Below are 20,514 nucleotides of genomic sequence, written 5' to 3' on the forward strand. Positions count from 1 at the left end.
CCGTTCCTTGATTAACCGATTTGCACTTCTTCGCGCAGGTCGTGCCAGATGTCGCGCGAGATTTCGATAAAGCGCGAGTCGTAGCGGATCTCCGACGTGACGCGCGGACGCGGCAGATCGATTTCGTACACTTTCTTCAGCGTCGCGGGGCGCGCGGTCAGCACGAATACACGATCGGCGAGTGCGATGGCCTCCTCCAGATCGTGCGTGACGAACACCACCGAGCCGACGCCGCCCCACAACTGCAGCAGCTCGTCCTGCATCAGCGTGCGCGTCTGCATGTCGAGCGCCGAGAACGGCTCGTCCATCAGCAGGATTTCAGGCTTGTTGATGAAGGTCTGAGCCAGCGCGACGCGTTTGCGCATGCCGCCGGACAGTTGATGCGGATAGTGCTTGCCGAACCTGTCGAGGCCGACGCGCCGCAGCCATTCGTTCGCTTCCTCGTAGGCGGCCGCTTTCGAGCGGCCGCGATACAGCGGGCCGGCCGCCACGTTGTCGAGCACCGAGCGCCACGGAAACACCGCGTCGGCCTGGAACACGAAACCGATGCGCGGATCGATACCGTCCACCGGCGCCCCCATCACGCGCACTTCGCCGGTGGTCGGCTTCAGCAGGCCCGTAATCATGCTGAGCGTGGTGGACTTGCCACAGCCGGTCGGGCCGACCACCGCGACGAATTCGCCGCGTGCGACCGACATGCTGAAGTCGCGCAACGCGATGGTTGCCTTGCCGTCCGGCGAAATGAAACGGCACGACACGTTGCGCATCTCGATCGCTGGCGTATCGCGTGACGTAGGTTGATTCATCGGCGGATGCCTCGCTGTTCTCTGGCGGTTGAAAGAGCGTTACTTCGACGCGGTCTTGAGCGGCGCCGACACGTAGTCGTTGGTGTAGGTCTTGGCGAGGTCGATATGCTTGCCCTTTACCGACGGATTGAATGCCGACAGTACTTTCAGCACGGTGTCCGGGCCGTCGGCGGGCATCTTGCCGTCCTTCGTGAACATCGGCTGCGATGCTTTCAGCGCGGCCACGTACAGGTCCTTGTTGTTGCCGTAGTAATCCTTCGGCATCTTCGCGGCAATCTCTTCCGCGCTATGCGTCGCGATGAAGTTCAGCGTCTTCGCGAACGCGTGCGAGAGCTTCGCGGCCTCGTCCTTGTGCGATTCGGCCCACGCGCGCTGCACGTAGAAGCTCGAAGCGGGATACGTGCCGCCGAGCGCGGCGCGCGTGCCTTCGAGCGTGCGCATGTCGACCAGCACCTTCGCGTCGCCGGTCTTCAGCAGTTGCGACACGGTCGGCTCGGTGGTCATGCCGGCGTCGATACGGTTCTGTTTGATCGCCGCGATAAAGCTGTTGTCCGCGCCGACCGGCAGCAGCGTGTACTGCGTCGACGGCACGCCCGCGCGCTGCGCGAGGTATTGCGTGAGAAAGCTCGTCGACGAACCGAGGCCGGTCACGCCGAGCGTCTTGCCTTTCGTGTCGGCCATGCTCTTCAGCGTATCGGCCGCCTTCGCCGACACCATTTCCACTTCGCCCGGCACCTGACCGAACACCACGAGCGCCTGGACTTCCTTGCCCTTGCTCTGCAGATCGATCGTGTGATCGTAGAAGCCCACCACGCCTTGCACCGCGCCCGCGAGCAGTTCGTTTTCCGCGTCGACGCCGGCCGGCTGCGACAGCAGTTCGACGTCGAGGCCTTCGTCCTTGAAATAGCCGAGCTGCTCGGTGAGCTTGGCCGGCAGGTAGATGATCTTGGTGGCGCCGCCGACCATGATCGTGATTTTCTCGGCGTGAGCGGCTACCGAAGCGGCGGCAAGGGCGAACGCAACACCTGACACGGCGGCAATCTGGCGCAAGGTACGCATGAAGCAGTCTCCTTAGGTTGGGTCGCCGCGGGTATCGTATGCGGCGCTTTTCTGGGTGATTGGCGGCGATTATAGAAATGCGAAACCTTCTGCCAGCTTTCTGGGCCCGGCGCAAAACATGGGTGTTAACCCGAGAAACCGACCGGAAACCCGGTGACCCCGCGCCGGGATCCCCCCGTGCTTTCGCGACGGGACGGAACGTATGCGGCAAACCACACCGTGGGCGCGCAGCCCCCTTGTTTTAAGGCACAATCGACGGCCCGACTTTCGCCGTTGCCGCCATGAAGCTGCTGCTCATTGAAGACAACCCCACGCTTGCGCACTGGCTCGCGAAGATGCTGGAGCAGGAGGCATTCGCACTCGACGCCGTGCAGGACGGCGACGAAGCCGACCGCCTGCTGCGCACCAATCATTACGACGTGATCCTGCTCGATCTGAATCTGCCGAAGCTCTCCGGCAAGAACGTGCTGCGCCGGCTGCGCCAGCGCGGCGACGCGACGCCGGTGCTGATCCTGACCGCGAGCGGTTCGATCGACGAAAAGGTGGACCTGCTCGGCGCTGGCGCGGACGATTACCTCGTGAAGCCGTTCGAGGTGCGCGAGCTGATCGCGCGCATCAAGGTGGCGATTCGCCGCCAGTCGCCGTCGAAGGCAGGCGAAGTGGTGTGCGGCGATCTGTCTTTCGACATCGATACGCGCCAGTTCACGCTGAAGGGCGCGCCGCTGAACGTGACGCCGCGCGAGCGCTCGGTGCTCGAAGCGCTGATCCTGCGCCTCGGCAAGACGGTGACGAAGCCCGCGCTCGTCGACGCGATCTTCACGCTCGCGGACGAGCCGAGCGAGGACGCGGTGGAGATTTACATTTCGCGCCTGCGCAAGAAGCTCGACGGCAGCTCGGCGGCGATCGTCACGCTGCGCGGGCTCGGCTATCTGCTGCGCAAGAAAGAAGACGACCAGTAACGATGAGCAATAGCCTGCGCATACGCCTGCTGTGGTGGTTGCTCGTGCCGCTCGCGCTTTATGTGCTGGTGACCGGCGAGACCGAATACGACAATGCGCGGCGCACCGCGAATCTCGTGCAGGACAATCAACTGGTTGCGTCGGCGCGCATGATCGCGGGCGAAGTCGAATGGATGGACGGCTTTCTGCGCGTCGACGTGCCGCCCGCCGCGCTCGAAATTTTCGCGTCGCCGTATCGCGACCAGGTGTTCTACAGCGTGCGCGTCGACGACGGGCGGCTGCTCGCGGGCACGCCGGATTTTCCGCCGCGGCCGGCGCGGGCGCCCGACGTGCCAGACCACTACTACACCGGCTTGCACGGCCAGCAGGTGCGCGCGGTCGATATCACGCGGCTCATGTACGACAACGGCGTCACGCGCCGCGTGCGGGTGACGGTCGGCAAGACCATGCGCTCGCGCGATGCGATGACGCAGCAGCTATGGCAGCCGCAACTGGTGCGGCAGCTCGTGATGATCGCGCTGGCCGTCGCGCTCGTCTGCATCGGGCTCACGTTCGAATTGCGGCCGCTGATGAAGGTGAAGGACGAGGTTGCGGATCGCGATCCGATGCAGCTCGAGCCGATCCGCGTCGAGCGTTTGCATTCGGAATTGCGGCCCATCGTCGATGCGATCAACCAGTGCATCGCGCGGCTCGGCGTGCAGGTGGCCGCGCAGCGCCGCTTTATCGCCGATGCCGCCCATCAGTTGCGCACGCCGCTGACGGTACTCGGCACGCAGTTGCAGTTCGCGCGGCAACAGGACGGCCTGAATTCCGCGCTCGACGAAGCATTGGCCGCGATGCATCGAAGCAACCGCTCGATGGTCGGCCTCACCAACAAGCTGCTGTTGCTCGCCCAGGCCGAGGCCGCCGACAATACGCAACTCGCGATGGAAAGCGTCGATCTCGTGCCGCTCGCGATGGAGGTCGTCGAAGATCTCGCGGTGCTCGCGCAGGCGCGCGAGATCGATCTCGGCGCTGAACTGCATGGGGTGGCGCCGGTGGTCGGGCATCGTGGGCTGTTGCAGGCGCTGATCGCGAATCTCGCGGACAACGCGATCCGGTATACCGGCAGCGGCGGCCACGTGACGGTCGCCGTCAAAGCCGATGCCGGAACGGTCACCGTGAGCGTGATCGACAACGGACCGGGCATTCCGGCCGAGGCGCGCAGCCGCGTGTTCGAACCGTTCTTCCGCGCATCGACGGATACGGACGGCACGGGCCTCGGGCTTGCGATCGTGCGCGAAATCGCGGACACGCATCGCGGCGAGATCACGCTGAAGGCGGGCGACGGTGGCAAGGGGCTGCATATCGCCGTGACGTTTCCGCGCGCCGTGGCGAAGTGATTTGACGCGACCCGGGGTAAACCCGAGGTTCGTGCAGAAAACGTTTCCGTGACAGCGTCTAGAAGGATTTGCCCGTTCAGAATCACGGGCAGGCGACCCGTGTAGCGCCGGAGCAGATGCGCAACATAACGGAGACACCCGCAATGAAGCTTTCCCTGGCGCGTTTTTCGCGCGCGGCCTATGCCGCTGTTGCCGCGTCGTTCGCGTTCTGCGCGTTTGCGAAACTCGCGATGCCCGCGCAAGCAGCGCCGGAGAAATTCGTGATCATGGTGGGCGGCATCAACAAGCTCATCTATCTGCCGGCGCGTCTCGCGGAACAACTCGGCTATTTCAAGGCGGAAGGACTCGACGTCGAACTTCTGTCGCAACCGACCGGGATCGACGGCGAAAACGAAATGCTTGCGGGCGCGGTGCAGGGCGTGGTCGGCTTCTACGATCACACGATCGATCTGCAGGCGCGCGGCAAGGAGGTCAAGACGATCGTCGTGTTCAGCCAGGTGCCCGGCGAGGTGCAACTGGTCGCCGCGCAATCGGCCAGTTCGATCCGAAGCATGGCCGACGTGCGCGGCAAAACGCTCGGTGTGACCGGACTTGGATCTTCGACCAGCTTTCTCACGCAATACCTCGCGCAACGCGCGGGAGTGCCCTCGACCCAATATACGCTGCTGCCGGTCGGCGCGGACGGCAGCTTTATCGCGGCGCTCCGGCAAGGACGCATTCATGCGGGCATGACCACCGAGCCGACGGTTACGCAATTGCTGAAAGCGGGCGACGCGAAAGTTCTCGTGGACATGCGTAACGTGGAGGGCACACGCGCCGCGCTCGGCGGCACGTATCCGGCGTCGAGTCTTTATGTGCCAACCGCGTGGCTTGACGCGCATCCGGGGCAAGCCGCGCAACTGGCGCGCGCGTTCGTCAGAACACTGCGCTATATGCATACGCACAGTGCCGAGGAGATTGCCGCACGGATGCCGAATGAGGATATCGGTAACGACCGGGCGCTGTACGTGAGCGCGTTGCGCGCGTCGCTGCCAATGTACACGGTGGACGGCAGGATGCCAGCAGATGGACCGCGGACCGTGCTTGAGGTGCTATCGGGTTTCAATCCGGCGGTGAAAGGGCGGCATATCGATCTGTCGCGAACCTTCACCAATCAGTTCGTGGATCAGGTGAAGCCGTGAACGCAGGCGCGTTTCCGGCATTTCCTGCCGGTATGGCGCCTTGAGTGTATAAGGATCGACGCATCGTGTTTTCAGGTAGCTTGCGTGGACGCTTGTTGTGGTGGCTGCTGTTGCCGCTCGCGGCGTTCGTGTCCATTTCGGGCGCGATTTCGTATCGCTTCGCGCAGACCACGGCGGACCTCGTGCAGGACAACGCGCTGCTGTCGTCGATGCGGATCATCGGCGAGGATGTCGACTGGGACAATGGTTCGGTGTCGATCGAGATCCCGCCCGCCGCGCTCGAACTGTTCGAGTCGCCGGAGCAGGACAGCGTGTTCTATCGTGTCGAGGCAAGTGGCCACCGTCTGCTGGCAGGTACGCCCGGCTTGCCGCTGCCGCCGCACGTGAGCGACAGCCCCACGCTTTATTCGACGCATTTCGACGACGGTCGCCCCGCGCGCGCGGTCGCCTATGTGCGGCAACTCTACGATTCGGGCCGCACCGAAGAAGTGATCGTAGCGGTCGCGAAGACCGAAGGCTCGCGCGATGCGATGCTATGGCGCCTGTTGCGCCCGCAGTTATCAAGCGAAGTACTGACGCTGGTACTCGCGATGGTCTTCGTCTATCTCGGCCTGACTTTCGAATTGCTGCCGCTGATGAAAGTGAAAGACGACGTCGCCGATCGCCATGCGTCGCAGTTCGAGCCAATTCGCGTGGCGCGCCTGCATGTCGAATTGCGGCCGATCGTCGACGCGATCAATCAGTGCATTGCGCGCATGGGTCAGCAGGCCGTGACGCAGCGGCAATTCATTTCCGATGCTGCGCACCAGTTGCGCACGCCGCTTGCATTGCTGGTCGCGCAGATCCAGTTCGCGCGGCAACGCGATAGCCGCGATGCGCCGCTGGCCGAAGCGCTCGCGGGTATGCACAAGAGTAGCCGCAAGCTGACCACCTTGACCAACAAGCTGTTGCTGCTCGCGCAGGCCGAGTCGGCCGCGCCATCCAACTCGCGCGAGCGCATTGATCTGAGCGCATTGATCGCGGGTGTGCTCGAGGAGTTAATTGCGTTCGCGCAGTCGCGTGGAATCGATCTGGGCGCGGAACTGCAAGACGGCTTATATGTGGCCGGCGACGAAGCGCTCACCGCGGCACTCGTCACCAATCTCGTCGACAACGCGCTGCGCTATACGCACACGGGTGGCCACGTCACCGTGCAGACGCAGCGCCGCGACGAGATGGCGGTCGTGCGCGTGATCGACAACGGGCCGGGTCTCGGCGCCGAAGCGCGAGAGCGTGTGTTCGAGCGTTTCTATCGCGCGTCGAGTCATGCCGAGGGAACGGGACTCGGTTTGCCGATCGTGCGCGAGATTGCGCATCGCCAGGGTGGTACGGTGTCGCTCGAATCGAACGAAGGCGGCGTGGGTCTTGTCGTCACGGTCGAAATGCGGTTATGGGCAGCCACAAGCTGATCGAACCAACCGGTTCATCAGGCGAGATCAGGGAAGGAGGGAAAAAGATGAAACTGCTGCTCGTGGAGGACGACGCCGAGCTTGCCCGTTGGGTGATGAACCTTATGCAGATCGAACAATTCGCGATCGACTGGGCGCAGAACGGCGAATGCGCTGAAACGCTGCTCGGCCTGCAATGCTATGACGCGGTGCTGCTTGATCTGCGCCTGCCGGGTATCAGCGGCAAGGAGGTACTCGCGCGTCTGCGCCGCAAGCGCGATAACGTGCCGGTACTGATGTTGACTGCGAACGGCTCGACCGATGACAAGGTCGCGTGCTTCTCGGCCGGCGCCGACGACTATGTGGTCAAGCCTTTCGATGCCCGAGAACTGGTGGCGCGCATCAAGGCGCTGATTCGCCGTCAGGCGGCGGGCGACAAAGGACAGTCGATCGAATGCGGCGATCTGCGCTATCAGTTCGATTCGCGCGAATTCATGCTGCAAAACGAACGCTTGCCGTTACGTCGCCGGGAACATGCGATTCTCGAGACGTTGATGCTGAAGCAGGGCAAGACGGTTTCGAAAGCGACGCTGATGGACAAGATCTTCACGCTCGACGAAGAGCAGAGCGCCGACGCAATCGATATCTATATCCACCGTCTGCGCAAGCATCTCGCGGCGTCGAGCGCGAAGATCATGACCTTGCGTGGACTGGGCTACATTCTGCGCGAAGAGGAGCCGTGCGAGGCGTTTGCCGGGACGTGACCTGACTTGAGATTGCGTTGCTTCGCCGGGGAATAGGAGACCATAACCTTTCGCTCGCCTTTCTATTGTCAATGCCGTGCCGTTCTAGTGTTTTCACCGACTTCTGCCGCGCCGTCGCGAAAGAGGCGTGAAGGATTGACCTGACTATTCTTGGCTTCGCTATTCAAGCGATATCGGATCAATTCAACACAGCAGGATCGGAGGAGATGATGGGTAAGAAGACCAGATTGCTGTTCGCGGCAGGCACCGGTGCATTGACGATGAGCGGTGCGCACGCGCAATCGAGCGTGCAACTCTACGGCTTGATGGATTTGAGCGCGGTGTCATATCAGACCAATGCGAATGCCGACGGCAAGCATGTGATTTCGATGGGCATCAACGGTGAGCCGTGGTTCAGCGGCAGCCGCTTCGGCATGAAAGGCGCGGAAGATCTCGGTGGTGGGCTGAAGGCGATCTTCCGGCTCGAAGCGGAATACCGCGTGAGCGACGGCGGGATGGAAGACCCGGGACAAATATTTGACCGCGATGCCTGGGTCGGCTTCGAGAGCGATACATTCGGCAAGGTCACCGCCGGCTTCCAGAATACCGTTGCACGCGACGCCGCGGCGATTTACGGCGACCCCTACGGCAGCGCCGCATTGACCACCGAAGAAGGCGGCTGGACCAATGCGAATAACTTCAAGCAACTGATTTTCTACGCGGGCAGCGCGACTGGCACGCGTTATGAAAACAGCGTGGTCTGGAAGAAGCTCTTCACGAACGGCGTATTTGCCGCAGCAGGCTACGCGTTCGGCAATCACACGAGCTTCGGCACCGACGCGACCTACACCGGCGCCCTTGGTTACAACGGCGGCCCGTTCAACGTGTCCGCGTTTTACAACCACGTCAACAACGGCGGTTTCACGAACCAGGCGTATTCGATCGGCGGCAACTACACGTACAGCATCGTGCGTCTGAACGCCGGTTACTTCCACTACTCGGGTGATCAGGGCGCGCTCGGTCAACGTCACGACAATGCGTGGACCGTGTCGCTCAAACTATCGCCGAAGGGGCCGTTCGATTACGCGATCGGTTATCAGCAGATGCATGCATCGAATGCCGCATTCGACGACACGGGTGGCACCGCGAATGCCAACCTCGGCTTCAATCCCGGCGGCGGTACTGCAAGCGGTTATAAGGAGACCTTGTATGCGTCGATGTTCTATCACATGTCGAAGCGCACCGAACTCTATATTGCAGGCGATTACATGAAGCTGCACGACGGCTACGTCGTCGCGACGACATTCGGCGCGAAGAACCAGCTCGAATTGACGACGGGCATTCGTACACGGTTCTGATCTCGATATCCGCTTGTACCGGCGAGGCGGCGCGCTCTGAAAGGCGCCGCCCTATTCGTGGCCAAAGCAGGTGTTTAAATCGACAGCTTTAAAACTCAAATTCTCCGACAGGCAGAATCTGGTTATGGTGTAAATTGCAGGCGTAAGCGATGAGCGAAATATTCGCCGTTACTTCATCAGCTCAATGCCGGAAATCGTAACGCTCGCATTCCTGAATAGATTGAAGCCGGGCATTGCATTGACCGTGGACTTGACGTCGCGGTGATCCTGCTCGATCAGATTGGCCAGATACCTTGTGCTGGTAAATGTTATTACCATGGTGGACTTTCATCGGTGAATAGATTCAATGAAAGAGCCGGTGAGCATGGGGGCTATACCGGATAGGCAATCGAGGATAAAGGGAGGAATTTACCAACCGTTGAGGAACCGGAAAGGGCACCCGGGAGAAAGTACGGCAGTGCGCGGGTTTGCGCGTAGCGGGCCAGGGTCGGGGTACAGTGCGTGGGCGTCGTCACCACTGTCAGCCCGCCTTCTGTCACTACGAATTCGATGGTACGACAACAAATGATCAACTTCGATACACCGATCGAAACATATCTTGCGCATTTGAATCTCGGCCTGCTGCCGAACCTCGCGATGAGAGCCTTCACGGATATGTACATGTTCAGAGGGCTCGTGCTTATTCCTATCTTGTGGTGGATCTGGTTTCAACCCAGCGAACGTCAGGAATGGCACCGCGAAGTGGTCGTTGCGACCGTTGTTAGTGGTTTGCTGGCGCTCGCCGTCGGACGATTACTCGCTAACACTCTGCCATTCCGGGTGCGCCCCGTTTATGATACTGATTTGCATTTGCACTTTGCTTCAGAATCTCTGTATGACGCGATGCTGTCCAAATGGAGTTCATTCCCGAGCGACCATGCGATGTTATGGATGTCAGTCGCGACAGGTATTTTTATCGTTTCCCGTCTCATTGGCGTGCTCGCATTTCTTTACACGGCAATCTTCATCTGTTTGCCGCGCGCTTACTTCGGCTTCCACCATCCCACCGACCTGCTCGCAGGCGCGGCGATCGGCATTGCCATTACTTTTCTGATGACGCGAACCTCGATCCGGACACGTTATGCCGCGCCATTGTTGCGATGGATCAAGCGCTACCCTGGGCCTTCGTACATGCTGGCGTTCATCTTGTGCTACGAACTCGTTACGCAGTTCGATGAACTTCGCAGGATTGCGAGTGTGGCTTCAAAAGTGCTTTGATCGTGATCGTCGCTGCGCGTGAACTTGCGACAGGCGACTTTACCGGTAACAGCGGACGCATAGCGGCCCGCGACGGCGGACCGTTACCCCGCCGACATCCGGCTCGCGTTCCGCGGCACTTTACTTTCCCCGGCGCTGCCGCCCGCGGCGGAACCCACCTGCACCGCCGCCCCGCGCCTGATCGTCGATTCGCGCACCACCAGATGTGGATCGAGCATCGAATAACCGGCGCTTTCTCCGGCGTTGCCATGCAGTTCGTCGATCAGCTTCGTCATCGCGAGCTCGCCCATCCTCTCGCTCTGAAAATCCACCGACGTCAGCGACGGCGACGCGTATTCGCCATACGGCACGTTGTCGAAGCCGGCCACCGACACGTCCCGCGGCAACTGGAAACCGAGTTCACGTGCTTCCTTGATGAAGCCGAGCGCGATCAGGTCGTTGTAGCAGATCACCGCGTCCGGGCGTTTCGGGCCGAGCATCAGTGCCGAGCACGCATGCTCGCCGGCGGCGGCCGACGGGCTCCGTGCGTCGTGAACGTCGAGCGGCAGGCCGAATTCGTCGAGACAGGTGCGGATGCCGCGAATCCGTTCGTCGTTCCAGCGTGAACGGCCAAAGCCGAGATAGGCGATGTGCGTGTGGCCGAGTTTGAGCAGATGATTCGCGAGCATGTAGCCCGCGAGGTTGCTGTCGGTGCCGACGCTCGAAATCTGGAAGCGCGTGCTGCGTCCGAACAGCACGACGGGTTTGCCGAGGTCGAGCAGCCATTGCACGGAATCGTCGGGCATGCGCGAACTGACGATCATGCCGTCGACACGCAGCGCGAGCGATTCGATCAGCGTCTTTTCCCGTTCCTGACTCTCTTCGGTATCGACGAGCAGCAGCGTGTAACCGTGTTGCAGGGCGACGCGGTTGGCACCCTTCACGATATTGGTGAAATGCGGATTGCGGATGTCGAGGATCGCGAGACCGATGGTGTGCGTGCGCCCGGTGATCATCGAACGGGCGAGCGGATTCGAGCGATAGCCGAGCTGTTCGATGGCTTCCTTGAGCCGGGTCTCGACGGCCGGGGTGAAACGCTGTGCCCCATTCATGTACTTCGATACGGTCGCGACCGACACGCCTGCTGCGGCCGCGACGTCGCGAATGGTGGCACTCTTCTTCATCGATAGTGGATAACGTTTTCCGGTACTTTTTTATAGTATCGATAATCCCATGCAAACGCGAGCGCGACAAATCGAAGAACGGAGACACGAGATAACCCATGACGATCAAGGTAAAAGGACTGCGCTGGTGGATGATCGGGCTGCTCACGCTCGGCACGATCACCAACTATCTCGCGCGCAGTTCGCTGAGCGTGGCCGCGCCGACGGTGCTGCACCATCTGAACATTTCCACGCATGAATACGGCTGGATCACCGGAGCGTTCCTCGTCATGTATCCGGTCGGCGCGCCGCTGACCGGCTATCTGATGGATCGCGTCGGGCTGCGCATGGGCTTTTTGATGTGCGGTGTCGCGTGGTCGCTGATCTGCATCGCGCACGGTTTCGCGTCGGGCTGGCTGGGGCTCTTCGTGCTGCGCGGCCTGCTCGGCCTCGTGGAGGCCGCATTCATTCCGGGCGGCATGCGCGCGGCGGCGTACTGGTTTCCGTCGCAGGAACGCGGCACGGCCGCGGGGGTGTTCAACCTCGGCACGTCGACCGGCGCGATCTTCGCGCCGCCGCTGATCGCATGGTCGATCCTGCGCTATAGCTGGAATGTCGCGTTCATCATCGTCGGCGCCCTGGGGCTTGCATGGGCGGTGCTGTGGCTGCTGCTCTACCGGCATCCGGACCGTCACCCGGCGCTGTCGAAGGAAGAGGCCGCGTACATCGGTGCATCCCGGGAGGCGGGTTGGCGCGCCGCCGACGGTTCGCAGCCGAAGCTCTTCGAGATCCTCGGGCAGCGCAATTTCTGGGGCATCGCGCTGCCGCGCTTCTGCGCCGATCCGGTGTGGGGCACGCTGGTCTACTGGATGCCGCTCTATCTGTACCAGGCGCGCGGCTTCGATCTGAAGGCGCTCGCGCTGACCGCGTGGCTGCCGTTCGTCGCGGCCGACCTCGGCTGCATGGTCGGCGGCCCGCTGTCGGCGTGGCTGAAGCGCCGCTTCGACGTGCCGATCGTCGACGGCAAGCGCATCGCGTTCACGATGGCCGCTTTCCTGATGACCGGCATGGCGGGCGTCGGCTTCGTCCACGATCCGGCGGTGGCGGTGTTTCTGCTGTGCCTCGGCGGCTTCGCGCATCAGACGCTGTCGATCACGGTGATCTCGATGTCGGCCGATCTGTTTCCGCGCCGCGAAGTCGGCACGGTGACCGGTCTCGCCGCGCTCGTCGCGGGGCTCGGCAACTTCGCGTTCACGATGACGATAGGCTGGTTCGTCACGCGCGTCGGCTATACGCCATTTTTCGTCGCGCTCGGTTTGGGCGATCTGATCGGCGCGGCGTTGCTGTGGACGCTCGTTCGTCGTTCGTCGACGGCGCCGGAAGCTCGCGGCGCGGAAAGCGCGCGCGTGAGGTTGGACGGGGCTGTCGATTCCCGTTGATTCCGCCGTTCGCCACGAGCAGTTCGCAAGTCATGCCCTGCATGCCGTCGGCTCTTTCCAGGAGTCAAATTGCTCGATCGGACGAAAATGTTCGTTTTTGAAAACCTGACGAACGCTGAAGAAAAGGTAAGGCGACCAGCGGCGGCTGTTTATCCGGCGAAAAAAACCTCGACGCCGGAAGTTGTGACGGCATCGGCCATTTCATCGGGCAGCGGGGCGTCGGTGAAGAGTTTGTCAATCTGGTTCAGGTGCCCTTGCCGCACGAGCGCCGGGCGTCCGAACTTCGAATGGTCGGCCACCAGAAACGTGGTGCGCACGTGTTCGATGATTTCCTGTTGCCGTGCATTGAGCGTGATGCGAGTCGGCCTGTTCATGGTCGTCAGTCAGGTTTTGTAGCGGCGAAGTTTTGTGCGTTCAGGTTCGCATCCGAACAATCTGGCCCGGTCGGGCCTAATCGGCGCATGTTTGCGTCGGCCGATTATAGGCACGCGGAGCAAGGCCACGCGCGGTGAAGGCGCTGAATCCTGAGAAAATTCAACGACATTCACTATCGTTAACCCCTACCAAAAAATTCGAAAACGAACTTTCGATTTTCGAAGTTGTTCCTTATAGTTCGAAATTAGGCCACGCTCGAGGCTGCGTCGGGCACCTGAGGCGGTACCGACAACCCGAGGCGGTACCAACATTAAGGAGACTGCGCCATGCATGCGCGCACACAACTCGAACAGGTGGTCTACAAGCAGGGGCCGGACTGGCCGATTTATGCGCGTCGCGTCCTGTTCTGGAATTGGTTCATGTGGCTGCTCAATTTCTCGGACCGGGGTCTCATCGGGCCGCTGCTGCCGCTGATCATCGCCGAGTTCGGCATTTCCTATGCGACAGCCGGCGGACTCGTCTCGTTCTTCTTCATCGGCTACCTCTCGACGTTCTTCGGCGGTCTGCTGGCGGACCGCTACGGCCGCAAGCCGATGACCGTCATTTCGGTATTCGGCTTTGGCGTGGCGACCTGCCTGACCGGACTCGTCACGGGCGTTAAATCCTTCGCGGCCGTGCGCGTGATGACTGGCATCTTCGAGGGGCTGCAGTATCCGGCCGCCGCCGCCTGGGTAAGCGAGAGCTTTCCGTATAAGCAACGCGGCCGTGCGCTCGCGATCTGGGAGACCGGCTACAGCCTGGGCACGCTGGCGGGCATCGCGGCCGCGACGGTCGTCGGCGCACATATGGGCTGGCGTGCCGTGTGGCCGATCTGTGGCGTGATCACGCTCCTGTCGGGATTTATCTTCATGCGTCGCGTCAAGGAGCGGCCCAGAATCGAAACGCCGGGTCACGACGAAGCGGTCGCGCTACATATCGACAAAGGCACGTCGCGCATTCGCGATGTGATCGGCATGCGCAATGTCTGGGTCGTGTTCGTGATGCACGGGCTGTACAACTTTACCTTCTGGATGGCCGCCACCTGGATTCCGGCGTATGCCATCAAGGTGCATCACATGTCGTTCCTCAATGGCGGGCTGATGTCGGCCACGCTGTTCGGCGGCGTGTCCATCGGCCTCGTGCTGAGCGGCTTTCTCGCGGATCGCATCGGCCGCAAGCGCACCATCAGCGTTCTCACGCCGATTTCTGCGGTGTGCCTCTGGGGCTTCACACAGGCGCAAAGCGTGCCGATGCTATTCGTGCTGATGGTGCTGGGCGGAGTATTCGGCGCTTATATCTCGACGGCCATCGCGCTGGTGATGGACTCCACCGATCCGCGCCTCGCGGGCACCGCGTTCGGCGTGGCGCTATTCGGCGGCGAGGTCGGCGCGGTGCTCGGGCCGTTGTCGGGCGGCATCCTCGCGCAGGAACTCGGGCTTCAGAGCGCGATTCTCGCGCTGCCCATCTCGCTTCTGATTGCGGCGGTCTTCGTGTGGTTCGCGCACGAACCGCAGCGCGAAGCGCGCGGGGCAGTGAAGCCGAATCTGGAATCCCAGACCTGATCGTCGCCGTTCTATTCCATTTTCTTTGCGCACCGAGGCCAGTATGGAAAGCAAACCGAACATCATCCTCATCCTGAACGACGACATGGGCTACTCGGACATCGGGTGCTACGGTGGGGAAATCGAAACGCCGAATCTGAATCGGCTCGCCCGCAACGGCCTGCGCTACTCGCAGTTCTATAACACCGCGCGTTGCAGTCCCTCGCGCGCTTCGCTGCTGACGGGACTTCATCCGCATCAGACCGGTATCGGCGTGCTGACATACGACTATGGTCCCGAAGGCTATGCGGGGAATCTGAACAAACAGTGCGTGACGATCCCGGAAGTGCTGAAGTCGAATGGTTATCGCACGTACATGAGCGGCAAATGGCACGTGGCGAGCAGCCTGGACGAACCCACCGACACCTGGCCGATGCAGCGCGGCTTCGACGAGTTCTTCGGCACGATCATCGGCGCGGGCAGCTTCTACGATCCCAACACGCTCACGCGAGGCAACACCAATATCGAGCATGAGGCGTCGGAGAAGGACGAGTTCTTCTACACCGATGCGATCAGCGACGAGGCGGTGTCCTTCATCCAGAAGCATGTGTCGGAACATCCCGGCAAGCCGTTCTTCCAGTATATCGCCTACACCGCGCCTCACTGGCCGCTGCACGCGCATGAGGAGGACATCGCCAGGTACAAGGGCCGTTTCGACGCGGGCTGGGACGCGCTTCGCGAAGCGCGTCTGAAGCGACTCGTGGACGATGGCATCCTGCGCGACATCTGGCGCCTGAGCGAGCGCGATCCCACGCAACCCGAATGGACCGAAGCCGACCATAAGGCGTGGCGTTTGCGCTGCATGGAAGTCTATGCCGCACAGATCGACCGCATGGATCAGGGCATCGGCAGAATCATCGCGGCGCTCGAGCAGAACGGCCAGCTCGACAACACGGTCATCATCTTCCTCTCGGACAACGGCGCGTGCGCGGAAGACATTCCTGAAGGCGTGACCGTGGATGACCTCGTCAACAATCTCAAGATTGCCAGATCGCACACGCGAAAGGGCGCGGAAGTGCGCTTTGGGAACAATCCGGACCTGATGCCGGGCGCGGAGGATACCTACCAGAGCTACGGCACGGCGTGGGCGAATCTCTCGAACGCGCCGTTCCGGCTCTACAAGCACTGGATTCACGAGGGTGGCATCTCGACGCCCTTCATCGTTCACTGGCCGAACGGCATCGAGGCGAAAGGCGAAATCCGTCATTCGCCAGGCTATCTGCCGGACGTGATGGCGACGGTGCTGGACATCACCCGTGCGACGTATCCTGAGCAGCATGCCGGCAACAACATCGCGCCGCTCGAAGGGCACTCGTTGCGCACGTCGTTCGTCGAGGACGCCGGCGAGCGCCCCTCGATGTTCTGGGAGCATGAAGGCAATGCCGCCGTGCGCATCGGCAAATGGAAGCTGGTGAAGCGATACCCGAATCCATGGGAGCTTTACGATATGGACGCGGACCGCACGGAACTCAACGATCTCGCTGGCCAGTACCCGGATCGCGTGGCGGCGATGGCGAGCGAATACGATGCATGGGCGGCGCGCTGCGGCGTGATTCCGCGCGAGAAGATTCTCGCGTTGATGGCGGAGCAGGACGAGCCCGCATTCTGGGAAAAGGACGACGAAACAAAATGAATGAACCCCGGTTTCGCGACGCTGGCGCGCCGCGGGCGTGCTGCACGCCGCATCGAAGCGCTCAGAGCGACTGCAGGAGCGAGCCGCGCGATGCCGTTGCGGAACCGGGCTACGAAGGCACGCTCATTCAATTGAAGGGCCGGGCATTCGAGATGGGGACCGACGCGGTCGAAGGCTTTGCCAGCGATGGCGAAGGTCCTGCTCGTCGTGTGTTCGTTGCCGATTTCGCGCTCGGCGCGACGACCGTCACCAATCGCGAATTCGGTGCGTTCGTGCGGGCGACCGGCTATATCACGACTGCGGAGCAGATCGGGACGTCGTTCGTTTTCTATCTGCAGGTGACCGCGTCGCGCCGGGAACAGATGCGACGTGTCGCGCCGGGATTGCACTGGTGGCTGGATGTCGAAGGCGCCTGCTGGCAACGGCCCGAGGGGCCGGGTTCCCACATTCACGACCGCCCCGGCCATCCTGTCGTGCATATTTCGTGGGATGACGCGCAAGCCTATTGCGCATGGGCGAAGTGTCGGCTGCCGACCGAAGCCGAATGGGAATTCGCGGCACGCGGCGGACTGATCGGGAAGCGCTATCCGTGGGGCGACGTGCTGGAACCGGACGGACGCGCGCGCTGCAATATCTGGCAGGGCGACTTTCCCCGTTCGAGCACCGCCGAATGGGGCATCGGCCCGATGCACGCGGACGCTTTCGAGCCGAACGGACTCGGCTTCTACAACATGAGTGGCAATGTCTGGGAGTGGTGCGCCGACTGGTTCTCGCCGCAATATCACGCGCTCACCGAACCGGACGATCCGCGCCTCGATGTGCCAACGGGCAAGCGCTCCATGCGCGGGGGCTCATTCCTGTGCCACGATTCCTATTGCAATCGCTACCGTGTCGCCGCGCGAAGTTCCAATACGCCGACGACGTCCGCAAGCAATATCGGATTTCGGGTGGCGGACTCATTTTGTTGATAGGCCCGTGGTAAGGCTACGCAGCGGTTCACCGTGACGATTAAAACTCCGGGTCGCGTCAGCCTGCTGGTGTGCCAGGGCGTCGCCGCGGCGCTGGCCGATCGATATGTTCCGTGGACTTGCCGGAACCATTTCCAACAGAACGTGACGACCCTGCCGCCGCGCAAACCGCGAATCAGCCACCATGCCAATGCAACCCATTCTCATCTGAAAATAATTCGAAGGTCCCAAGTCATCTATAAGATATCTGTCTTAAGAGATAGGTAATTGCCCGCAAAGCCTTGCCTGACGGGGCTCGACCCCTTTGGATGTGGTCTCTGGACCTGTTTGTCCGGCAGCAGATAGTGGAAAACGCGCATATACTCTCGGTCGTGCCGCAAACCCCGGGGGCCGTGGGTTGCATCGTGTCGCACGGCGCCGTAGCCGCCGCGCCGCGATTTGCACTGGCTCCGCCAACGCTCTGTCTACCACTTCCTAGCAAAGCCTCAATCATGTCCACATCGCCGAAGATCATCTACACCCTGACCGACGAAGCGCCCGCACTGGCGACGTATTCGCTGCTGCCGATCGTCAAGGCGTTCACGCGCTCGTCCGACGTGCTCGTTGAAACGCGCGACATCTCGCTCGCCGGCCGGATCATTGCCGCATTTCCGGACTACCTGACCGCGGAACAGAAGGCTTCCGACGATCTGGCGGAGCTCGGTGGACTCACCACGCGCCCGGAAGCGAACATCATCAAGCTGCCGAACATCAGCGCATCGGTGCCGCAGTTGAAAGCCGCGATCGCCGAGCTGCGCGACCAGGGCTACAAGCTGCCGTCGTATCCGGACGTCGCGACGACCGACGCCGAGAAGGACGTCAAGGCTCGCTACGACAAGATCAAGGGCAGCGCCGTGAACCCGGTGCTGCGCGAAGGCAACTCGGACCGTCGCGCGCCGCTGTCGGTGAAGAATTACGCGCGCAAGCATCCGCACAAGATGGGCGCCTGGAGCGCGGATTCGAAGTCGCACGTCGCGCACATGAGCGGCGGCGATTTCTACGGCAGCGAGAAGTCGGCGCTGATCGCGCAAGCCGGTAACGTGAAGATCGAACTGACCGCCGCCGACGGCACGAAAACGGTCCTGAAGGAAAAGACGCCGGTGCAGGCGGGTGAAATCATCGACGCGTCGGTGCTGAGCAGGAACGCGCTGCGCAGCTTCATCGAGGCGGAAATCGCCGACGCGAAGAACAAAGGCGTGCTGTTCTCGGTGCACCTGAAGGCGACGATGATGAAGGTCTCGGACCCGATCATCTTCGGTCACGTGGTGTCGGTGTTCTACAAGGACGTGCTGGCGAAGCACGCCGACGCGCTCGCCAAGGTCGGCTTCAACCCGAACAACGGCATCGGCGATCTGTACGCGCGCCTGAAAGACCTGCCCGCTGAAACGGCCGCCGCGATCGAAGCCGACATCAAGGCGCAGTACGAACAGCGCCCGCCGCTCGCGATGGTCAACTCGGACAAGGGCATCACGAGCCTGCACGTGCCGAGCGACGTGATCGTCGACGCATCGATGCCGGCGATGATCCGCGAGTCCGGCAAGATGTGGGGCGCCGACGGCGCGCTGCACGACGCGAAAGCGGTGATTCCGGACCGTTGCTATGCCGGCGTGTACCAGGCGGTGATCGAAGACTGCAAGCAGCACGGCGCGTTCGATCCGGTCACGATGGGTACGGTGCCGAACGTCGGTCTGATGGCGCAAGCGGCCGAGGAATACGGCTCACACGACAAGACGTTCCAGATTCCGGCGAACGGCGTGGTCCGCGTGACCGACGAAGCCGGCGCGGTGCTGCTGGAGCAGCCGGTCGAGCAGGGCGACATCTTCCGTATGTGCCAGACCAAGGACGCGCCGATCCGCGACTGGGTCAAGCTCGCGGTGAACCGCGCCCGCGCGACCAACACGCCGGCCGTGTTCTGGCTCGACGCGGCGCGCGCGCACGACGCGCAGATCATCAGGAAGGTCGAGCAGTACCTGAAGGATCACGACACGAGCGGCCTCGACATCCGCGTGATGACGCCGGTCGACGCGGCGAAGTTCTCGGTCGAGCGCATCCGCGCGGGCAAGGACACGATTTCGGTCACCGGCAACGTGCTGCGCGATTACCTGACCGACCTGTTCCCGATCATGGAACTGGGCACCAGCGCGAAGATGCTGTCGATCGTTCCGCTGATGGCCGGCGGCGGCATGTTCGAAACCGGCGCGGGCGGTTCGGCGCCGAAGCACGTGCAGCAGTTGGTGGAAGAAGGCTTCCTGCGCTGGGATTCGCTCGGCGAATTCCTCGCGCTGGCGGCGTCGCTCGAGCATCTGGCGAATGCGTATCACAACCCGAAGGCGCAGATTCTCGCGAAGACGCTCGATCAGGCGACCGGCAAGTTCCTCGACAACGACAAGTCGCCGGCGCGCAAGGTCGGCGGCATCGACAACCGCGGCAGCCACTTCTATCTCGCGATGTACTGGGCCGAAGCACTGGCCGCGCAAACCGACGACGCGGCGCTGCAGGCGCAGTTCGCGGGCATTGCGAAGGCGATGGCCGACAACGAGACGAAGATCGTCGCGGAACTCGGCGCGGCGCAGGGCAAGCCGGTGGACATCGGCGGCTACTACCGTCCGAACGTCGAGCTGACCAGCAAGGCGATGCGCCCGAGCGCGACGCTGAACGCGATCGTCGACTCGGTTGCCTGAAGCCGCGCATGCGACTGATGTGGTGAGCGTGGCGGTGGGGGCTGAAGCAGTCTTCAATGTGTTCAAGGTCGCGCGGTAAGCACAGCAGCAATCCAGGCCGTAAATACGACGATGGCGCCCTCGGGCGCCATCGTCGTTTCTACTCCCCCGTTTTCGTCTACGTGTCTGGCGGTCATACCCGTCCTTACACGTGAACGATTTCCCAGTCGGCGAGCTTTTCCGGAATTTCGAGCGTCGACGTGTCGAGCTCGGACAGATGCTCGCAACTCAGACCACGCGCGAGGTCGTCGGCTGCCTGTTGCGGGCTCGAAAATTCACCCAGCGTTTCGTTGCCGTAGGTGGCTTGCCAGCCGTCCTGACCCGGCAGAATGTAGAACGCTCCTTGCATCGAACCAAAGCGAAAGCCTTTCATTTTTTGTCTCCCA

Annotated in this window: 17 protein-coding genes and 1 pseudogene; 12 read left to right on the forward strand and 6 right to left on the reverse strand. The window is 62.0% G+C overall.

The genetic code is table 11. The annotated features are described in order from the left end of the window. Positions 1-11 precede the first annotated feature (11 nt). Both QM685_RS25065 and QM685_RS25070 read right to left on the reverse strand, forming a co-directional pair. Complete coding sequence (locus QM685_RS25065) at positions 12-806, reverse strand: ABC transporter ATP-binding protein (protein WP_415120453.1); 795 nt, start codon at positions 804-806, stop codon at positions 12-14. A gap of 39 nt (positions 807-845) precedes the next feature. Beyond that, positions 846-1,865 carry an ABC transporter substrate-binding protein gene (locus QM685_RS25070; RefSeq protein WP_415120455.1) on the reverse strand — a complete coding sequence of 340 codons (1,020 nt, stop codon included), beginning with the start codon at positions 1,863-1,865 and terminating at the stop codon, positions 846-848. Positions 1,866-2,146: 281 nt separating this feature from the next. Here QM685_RS25070 and QM685_RS25075 point away from each other — a divergent pair, with 281 nt between their 5' ends. The 6 genes from QM685_RS25075 to QM685_RS25100 all read left to right on the forward strand — a co-directional run bounded on the left by QM685_RS25075 (position 2,147) and on the right by QM685_RS25100 (position 8,915). After that, positions 2,147-2,824, forward strand: coding sequence for a response regulator (locus QM685_RS25075; protein WP_415120457.1), 678 nt, complete (start codon positions 2,147-2,149; stop codon positions 2,822-2,824). A gap of 2 nt (positions 2,825-2,826) precedes the next feature. Further along, positions 2,827-4,206 carry a sensor histidine kinase gene (locus QM685_RS25080; RefSeq protein WP_415120459.1) on the forward strand — a complete coding sequence of 460 codons (1,380 nt, stop codon included), beginning with the start codon at positions 2,827-2,829 and terminating at the stop codon, positions 4,204-4,206. A gap of 143 nt (positions 4,207-4,349) precedes the next feature. Then, on the forward strand, positions 4,350-5,387 hold the full coding sequence (locus QM685_RS25085; RefSeq protein WP_415120461.1) for an ABC transporter substrate-binding protein: 1,038 nt from the start codon (positions 4,350-4,352) through the stop codon (positions 5,385-5,387). A gap of 65 nt (positions 5,388-5,452) precedes the next feature. After that, positions 5,453-6,835 (forward strand): sensor histidine kinase, encoded by a 1,383-nt coding sequence (locus tag QM685_RS25090; RefSeq protein WP_415120463.1) that lies wholly within the window; start codon positions 5,453-5,455, stop codon positions 6,833-6,835. Between the two features lie 47 nt (positions 6,836-6,882). Further along, entirely contained in the window at positions 6,883-7,578 is a 696-nt protein-coding gene (locus tag QM685_RS25095) for a response regulator (RefSeq protein WP_415120465.1), read from the forward strand. Between the two features lie 206 nt (positions 7,579-7,784). Further along, positions 7,785-8,915 (forward strand): porin, encoded by a 1,131-nt coding sequence (locus QM685_RS25100; RefSeq protein ID WP_415120467.1) that lies wholly within the window; start codon positions 7,785-7,787, stop codon positions 8,913-8,915. A 168-nt stretch (positions 8,916-9,083) separates the two neighbouring features. Here the strand turns inward: QM685_RS25100 and QM685_RS25105 are convergent, their stop codons facing one another. After that, positions 9,084-9,233: a DDE-type integrase/transposase/recombinase gene (locus QM685_RS25105; RefSeq protein ID WP_415120469.1), complete on the reverse strand. Its 150-nt coding sequence runs from the start codon at positions 9,231-9,233 to the stop codon at positions 9,084-9,086. 246 nt (positions 9,234-9,479) lie between these two features. On the opposite strand from QM685_RS25105, the gene QM685_RS25110 reads away from it, so the two are divergent. After that, positions 9,480-10,172, forward strand: a complete 693-nt coding sequence (locus QM685_RS25110) for a phosphatase PAP2 family protein (protein WP_415120471.1) — start codon at positions 9,480-9,482, stop codon at positions 10,170-10,172. A gap of 83 nt (positions 10,173-10,255) precedes the next feature. Here QM685_RS25110 and QM685_RS25115 read toward each other — a convergent pair whose 3' ends face one another. Continuing rightward, positions 10,256-11,335 (reverse strand): LacI family DNA-binding transcriptional regulator, encoded by a 1,080-nt coding sequence (locus tag QM685_RS25115; protein ID WP_415120473.1) that lies wholly within the window; start codon positions 11,333-11,335, stop codon positions 10,256-10,258. A 98-nt stretch (positions 11,336-11,433) separates the two neighbouring features. On the opposite strand from QM685_RS25115, the gene QM685_RS25120 reads away from it, so the two are divergent. Continuing rightward, complete coding sequence (locus tag QM685_RS25120) at positions 11,434-12,753, forward strand: MFS transporter (protein WP_415120475.1); 1,320 nt, start codon at positions 11,434-11,436, stop codon at positions 12,751-12,753. A gap of 149 nt (positions 12,754-12,902) precedes the next feature. Here QM685_RS25120 and QM685_RS25125 read toward each other — a convergent pair. Continuing rightward, positions 12,903-13,088 (reverse strand): annotated as a pseudogene (locus tag QM685_RS25125) (DeoR family transcriptional regulator); the annotation flags it as partial. Positions 13,089-13,454: 366 nt separating this feature from the next. On the opposite strand from QM685_RS25125, the gene QM685_RS25130 reads away from it, so the two are divergent. The 4 genes from QM685_RS25130 (at position 13,455) to QM685_RS25145 (ending at position 20,089) form a co-directional block, all read left to right on the forward strand. Beyond that, positions 13,455-14,729, forward strand: a complete 1,275-nt coding sequence (locus QM685_RS25130; protein WP_415120477.1) for an MFS transporter — start codon at positions 13,455-13,457, stop codon at positions 14,727-14,729. Between the two features lie 43 nt (positions 14,730-14,772). Next, positions 14,773-16,401, forward strand: a complete 1,629-nt coding sequence (locus QM685_RS25135) for an arylsulfatase (protein ID WP_415120479.1) — start codon at positions 14,773-14,775, stop codon at positions 16,399-16,401. Then, a complete protein-coding gene (locus QM685_RS25140; RefSeq protein ID WP_415120481.1) occupies positions 16,299-17,369 on the forward strand; it encodes a formylglycine-generating enzyme family protein in 1,071 nt (356 codons plus the stop codon). The genes QM685_RS25135 and QM685_RS25140 overlap by 103 nt, the downstream gene beginning before the upstream one ends. Positions 17,370-17,860: 491 nt before the next feature. Next, positions 17,861-20,089 (forward strand): NADP-dependent isocitrate dehydrogenase, encoded by a 2,229-nt coding sequence (locus QM685_RS25145; protein WP_415120483.1) that lies wholly within the window; start codon positions 17,861-17,863, stop codon positions 20,087-20,089. A 184-nt stretch (positions 20,090-20,273) separates the two neighbouring features. Here QM685_RS25145 and QM685_RS25150 read toward each other — a convergent pair whose 3' ends face one another. After that, positions 20,274-20,501: a hypothetical protein gene (locus tag QM685_RS25150; RefSeq protein ID WP_415120485.1), complete on the reverse strand. Its 228-nt coding sequence runs from the start codon at positions 20,499-20,501 to the stop codon at positions 20,274-20,276. Between the last annotated feature and the right edge of the window lie 13 nt (positions 20,502-20,514).

The organism is Paraburkholderia sp., assembly GCF_047605525.1.
GTDB lineage: Bacteria > Pseudomonadota > Gammaproteobacteria > Burkholderiales > Burkholderiaceae > Paraburkholderia.